The sequence below is a fragment of the Patulibacter sp. genome (genome assembly GCF_030655195.1).
GTDB lineage: Bacteria > Actinomycetota > Thermoleophilia > Solirubrobacterales > Solirubrobacteraceae > Patulibacter.
On record NZ_JAURWA010000180.1, the window covers coordinates 1 to 4682 of the forward strand.

General features: G+C 76.0%; 6 protein-coding genes. 5 read left to right on the forward strand and 1 reads right to left on the reverse strand.

Features of this window, described 5'->3' with window-relative positions; translation table 11 throughout:
- A partial coding sequence (locus Q7T67_RS19550) for an SUMF1/EgtB/PvdO family nonheme iron enzyme (protein WP_304793863.1) occupies positions 1-882 on the forward strand: 882 nt, incomplete at its 5' end.
- The gene (egtD, locus tag Q7T67_RS19555; RefSeq protein ID WP_304793865.1) at positions 879-1871 is read left to right on the forward strand and encodes an L-histidine N(alpha)-methyltransferase; all 993 of its coding nucleotides are present in this window, start codon (positions 879-881) and stop codon (positions 1869-1871) included. The genes Q7T67_RS19550 and egtD, both read left to right, overlap by 4 nt.
- Positions 1872-1934: 63 nt before the next feature.
- Here the strand turns inward: egtD and Q7T67_RS19560 are convergent, their stop codons facing one another.
- Positions 1935-2783: a hypothetical protein gene (locus tag Q7T67_RS19560; RefSeq protein WP_304793868.1), complete on the reverse strand. Its 849-nt coding sequence runs from the start codon at positions 2781-2783 to the stop codon at positions 1935-1937.
- 141 nt (positions 2784-2924) lie between these two features.
- Between Q7T67_RS19560 and thiM the strand changes: the two genes are divergently transcribed.
- The 3 genes from thiM (at position 2925) to Q7T67_RS19575 (ending at position 4636) form a co-directional block, all read left to right on the forward strand.
- Entirely contained in the window at positions 2925-3719 is a 795-nt protein-coding gene (thiM, locus tag Q7T67_RS19565; protein ID WP_304793871.1) for a hydroxyethylthiazole kinase, read from the forward strand.
- Between the two features lie 57 nt (positions 3720-3776).
- The gene (locus Q7T67_RS19570) at positions 3777-4028 is read left to right on the forward strand and encodes a hypothetical protein (RefSeq protein WP_304793875.1); all 252 of its coding nucleotides are present in this window, start codon (positions 3777-3779) and stop codon (positions 4026-4028) included.
- A 161-nt stretch (positions 4029-4189) separates the two neighbouring features.
- On the forward strand, positions 4190-4636 hold the full coding sequence (locus tag Q7T67_RS19575; protein ID WP_304793878.1) for a hypothetical protein: 447 nt from the start codon (positions 4190-4192) through the stop codon (positions 4634-4636).
- The last annotated feature ends 46 nt before the right edge of the window (positions 4637-4682 follow it).

Sequence of the window (4682 nt, forward strand, 5' to 3'; positions counted from 1 at the left end):
GCGCGGGTCGCGGCCGCCGGCGGCGACGCGCCCCGGGGTCCCATGCGCCCGATCTCCGCCGCCGCCCGCTCCCGCGCGGAGGTCCTCGGGGGCACGCTCCTGCGCGTCCCCGCCGGCGACGTGCGGGTCGGCGCGGCACCCGACGTCTTCTCCTACGACAACGAGCGTCCCCGGCACGACCGCCCCGTCGCGGCCTTCCGGATCGCCCCGCGCCCGGTCACCGTCGCGCAGTGGGACGCGTTCGTCGCCGACGGCGGGACCCGCGACCAGCGCTTCTGGAGCGACGCCGGCTGGGCCTGGCGCGCCGGCGGCGCCGGGAGCGCCGTGAACGACGCGACCGGGGACGGCTCGAGCGGCGGCGGCGGGGCAGGCGGGGGCGCGATCCGCGCTCCCGAGGCGTCCGTCGCGTCCGTCGCGGACCAGGTCGTCTGCCACCTCAACGCCTTCCAGGCGGAGGCGTTCGCCGCCTGGGCGGGCCTGCGCCTGCCGACCGAGGCCGAGTGGGAGCACGCCGCCGCCGCCGGGATCCTCGAGGACGTCGGGACCGTCTGGGAGTGGACCTCGACCGTCTTCCACGGCTACCCGGGCTTCACGGCCCACCCGTACAAGGAGTACTCCGAGGTCTTCTTCGACCGCGGGTACCGCGTCCTCCGCGGCGGCTCCTTCGCCGCCCACCCCCGCGTCGCGACGACCACGTTCCGCAACTGGGACCTGCCCGAGCGGCGACAGATCTTCTCCGGCGTGCGCCTCGCGGCGGACGCCCTGAACACCGACGAGCACCCCGTCGACGACGCACGTCCCGACGCAACGCGCGTGGACGGCGGATCCTCCGCCCCGTCCCCTGCACCCGCCGCACCGACCGGCCGGGAGGCCACACCATGAGCACCACCAACACCGCCGCGTCCGACCTCGTCTCGGTCACCGTCGCCGACGCCGATCCCGCCCCGCGCACCCTCGCCCACGACGTCCACGACGGTCTGACCCAGCCGTTCAAGCAGCTGCCGCCCAAGCACCTCTACGACGACCACGGATCGGACCTCTTCCACGCGATCTGCGACCTGCCGGAGTACTACCCGACCCGCACGGAGCGGGCGATCCTCGTCGAGCGGGCGGAGCAGATCGCGGAGCTCACCGGCGCCGTGGACCTCGTCGAGCTCGGCTCGGGCTTCGCGACGAAGACCGGGGTGCTGCTCGACGCCCTCAAGCGCGCCGGCACGCTGGAGCGCTTCGTGCCGCTCGACGTCTCCGCCCCGACCGTCCACCACTGCGCCGGCGAGGTCGCGGCCGAGTTCGGGATCCCCGTCCACGGCATCGTCGGCGACTTCGAGCGCGACCTCGGGCTGATCCCCGCGCCGATCGGCCCCCGCATCGTCGCGATCCTCGGCGGCACGCTGGGCAACCTGCAGGCCGGCAGCCGCCGCCACTTCCTCAGCCGCCTGCGCGGTCTCCTGGACACGGACGGTCGGCTCCTCGTCGGCATCGACCTCGTCAAGGACCCGGCCGTCATCGAGCTGGCCTACAACGACGCCGCCGGCGTGACGAGCGCGTTCAACCGCAACGTCCTGACCGTGATCAACCGCGAGCTCGGTGCGGACTTCCCGGTCGACGAGTACGAGCACGTCGCGTTCTTCGACCACGAGAACGAGTGGATCGACATCCGCCTGCGCGCGGTGCGCGACCACGCGGTGCGGATCGAGGCGCTCGACCTCACGGTGCGGTTCGCCGCCCGCGAGGAGCTGCGGACGGAGATCTCGTCGAAGTTCACCCGTGAGCGCATCGCCGCGGACCTCGCGGCCGCCGGACTGGAGCTCGAGGACCTGCTGACCGACGCCGACGGCCTCTTCGGCCTGGCGCTGGCGAAGGTCGCGTAGGCCGCACTCGCGGGACGCGCGCCGGTGGCGGCGGGCCACCCGCCGCACCGACGGGTCCGTGGCCTACGGGACCTGGTCCGCCGGGTCGACCGCGCCGTCCTCCGGCGTGGTCGGGGTCGTCGGCGTCGAGCGCGTCGTGGTGGTCGTCGCCGGCGCCTCCTCCGTGACGGTCGTCGTCTCGGTGGGCGTGGTCGTCGTCGGGACCGTCTCGGTCCGCGTGACCGTCTCGGGGGCGACCGTGGTGACCGTCGGCGTGACGGTCTCGGTCGTCGTGGTCGTCGCCGGGGTCGCCTGCGTCTTCGCGGGCGTGCTGCGGCCCTCGCGGAAGATCGTGGTGCTGTCCTTGCCGGCCAGCACCTCCGGCACGGTGATCAGCAGCGCGGCGATGACGAAGCCCAGCAGGCCGGTGACGATCGCCACCTGCCAGCGCCGGCGGTTGCGCGCGGCGACGGCGTGGACGGTCACGGGCTCCGCCCCGACGGCCCCGGGACCCTGGGGCCCGATCGCCGGCGAGACGCGGGTCGGCTGCTCGTCGGGACCGGGGACGACGTCGTGGACGCGCGTGGGATCGGCGTCCGAGAACGGGGTGCCCGGGCCGGTCGGCGCGCCGTAGGGGCCGGGGTCCGACGCCGTGCGCCGCGCGATCGGCAGCGCGGCCGGCAGCGCCGTCGTGACGACCTCGGTCGGCTTGCGCAGCGCCTCGCGGAACACGGCGACCGCGACGGGCGTGAACGCCGCCGAGGCCAGCGTGCCCGGCGCCCACACCTTCGAGCAGATGAACGCCGCCAGCGCGGACGCGACCGCGGTGATGATCAGCGTCTTGAGGTCGAGCGCCCCGGCGGCCGCCGCCGGCGGGGCCGGCTGGGGAGCGGGGGGCTGGACGCGGGTGGGCTGGTGGTACGGCGAGGACATGGGGGAACGCGGGGCGACGGCGGGCCGACCCGTCCTCTGGTTCTAGCGCACCGCGCCGGGCCGCGAGTGGACCCGGGTCACGAACGACGTTCAACCGCGGGGTCCCGGGGCCGCGTCGTCCGGCGCTACGTTCTGCGCACCATGAGCGACCCCCGGACCACCCGTGCCTGGCCCCACCCGGAGGTCGTCGGCGACCTGGCGTCGCTGCGGGCCGCCGCGCCGCTGACGCACTGCATCACCAACGTCGTCGTCTCGAACGTGACGGCCAACGTGCTGCTCGCGGCCGGCGCGTCGCCGGCGATGGTCCACGCGCCGGAGGAGGCCGGGGACCTGGCCGCGATCGCCGGGGGGCTCCTGATCAACCTGGGCACCGTCACCGCCGAGCAGGGCGAGGCCGCCCGGGTCGCCGTCGCCGCGGCCGTCGCCCACGGGGTGCCGTGGGTGCTCGACCCGGTCGCGGTCGGCCCGCTGCCGATGCGCACGGCGCTGGCGCACGAGCTGCTCGAGCGACGCCCGGCCGTGATCCGCGCGAACGCCTCCGAGGTCCTCGCGCTGGCCGGGGGCACCGGGGGTCGCGGCGTCGACGCCACCAGCGGTCCCGAGGCGGCCGTCGACGCGGCGCGCGGACTCGCGGAGAGGACGGGCGCGGTCGTGGCGATCAGCGGCCCGGTCGACCTGCTGGTCACCCCCGGCGGAGTGGTCGAGGTCCCCGGCGGCGACGGGCTGCTGACGCGGGTGACCGGTGCGGGCTGCGCGCTGGGGGCGCTGGTCGCCTCGTTCCTGGCCGTGGCGCCCGACGCGCTGCGGGCGGCGACCGCCGCGCACGCGGTGATCGCCGTCGCCGCGGAGCGGGCCTCGGGCGCCGCGCGGGGCCCCGGATCGTTCGCCGTCGGGCTGCTCGACGAGCTCTCCCGGCTCGAGACCCCCGGGCGCTGACGGGCCCGCGAAGCCGGTCGCAGCGCGCGCATCCGTCGATCCTGTGACGCTTGGTCCATGACCGACGGACAGATCGTGGCGCTCCTGCAGACCCTCGCGGAAGCCGAGACGCACCCGATCGACACCCCCGAGAAGTACGAGCGCCTCCGCCGCGACAGCGTGCAGCCCAAGCAGCTCTCCGAGGTCGACGACTTCGTCACGCGCAAGGGCGGCAGCGTCGAGACCGTCTCGACGCCCGGCTACAAGGGCGGCCCCGCGACGGACGTCGAGTACTACATCGTCCCGACGCGGGCGCTCTACCGCTCCTGAGCCGACGACCCGCCGCGGGACCGCGGTGGGCCCCCGGTCCGACGGACGTCGGGCCACCTGTGGCACCTCGGCGGTCCCGGTTGGACCGGCGTCGAACACGCGTACGCCGCCTTGCGACCTCGGGCGCGATGCGCCGCCCCCGCGGTCACCGAAACTGGGGCATGCCGCTCGTCCGCACCCGTCTCTCCCTCGTCCGCACCGGGCGCTGGCGTCCCGAGTATGAGCTGCGCGAGGACGGCCGCCCGGTCGGCCGCCTGCTCCTCGGCGTTCGACCAGGGAGCCCGGCCGCGACCGCCAGCGTGGGCGACCGCACCTGGACCCTGACGCCGGGCTCCTGCCGTTCATCGGTCGACGCCACCGCCGCCGACGGCTCGGTCGGGGCCGCGCTGCGGGACGGCGAGATCACCCTCGGGGACGCCACGCGCCCGACGGTCACCTGGCGTCGCAACCGCACCGTCGGGGCGTGCGCGGAGCTGACGGCCCACGGCTGCCAGGCCACGCTGCGCATCCGCCGGCGGACGGCCCCGGGCCTCGACGTCGCGATCGACGGCGACCTGCTGGAGCGCGAGCTCCTCGTGCTGCTGGCGGGGTACGACCTGCTGCGGTGAGGCGTGGGCGCGCCGGCGGGCGGGCGCCGGCGGGCGGGCGCCGGCG

Bases quoted from the DNA above. Each gene is read 5' to 3' on its own strand.
- egtD (WP_304793865.1), top strand. From the start codon at position 879: ATGAGCACCACCAACACCGCCGCGTCCGACCTCGTCTCGGTCACCGTC.
- Q7T67_RS19560 (WP_304793868.1), bottom strand. From the start codon at position 2,783: ATGTCCTCGCCGTACCACCAGCCCACCCGCGTCCAGCCCCCCGCTCCC.
- thiM (WP_304793871.1), top strand. From the start codon at position 2,925: ATGAGCGACCCCCGGACCACCCGTGCCTGGCCCCACCCGGAGGTCGTC.
- Q7T67_RS19570 (WP_304793875.1), top strand. From the start codon at position 3,777: ATGACCGACGGACAGATCGTGGCGCTCCTGCAGACCCTCGCGGAAGCC.
- Q7T67_RS19575 (WP_304793878.1), top strand. From the start codon at position 4,190: ATGCCGCTCGTCCGCACCCGTCTCTCCCTCGTCCGCACCGGGCGCTGG.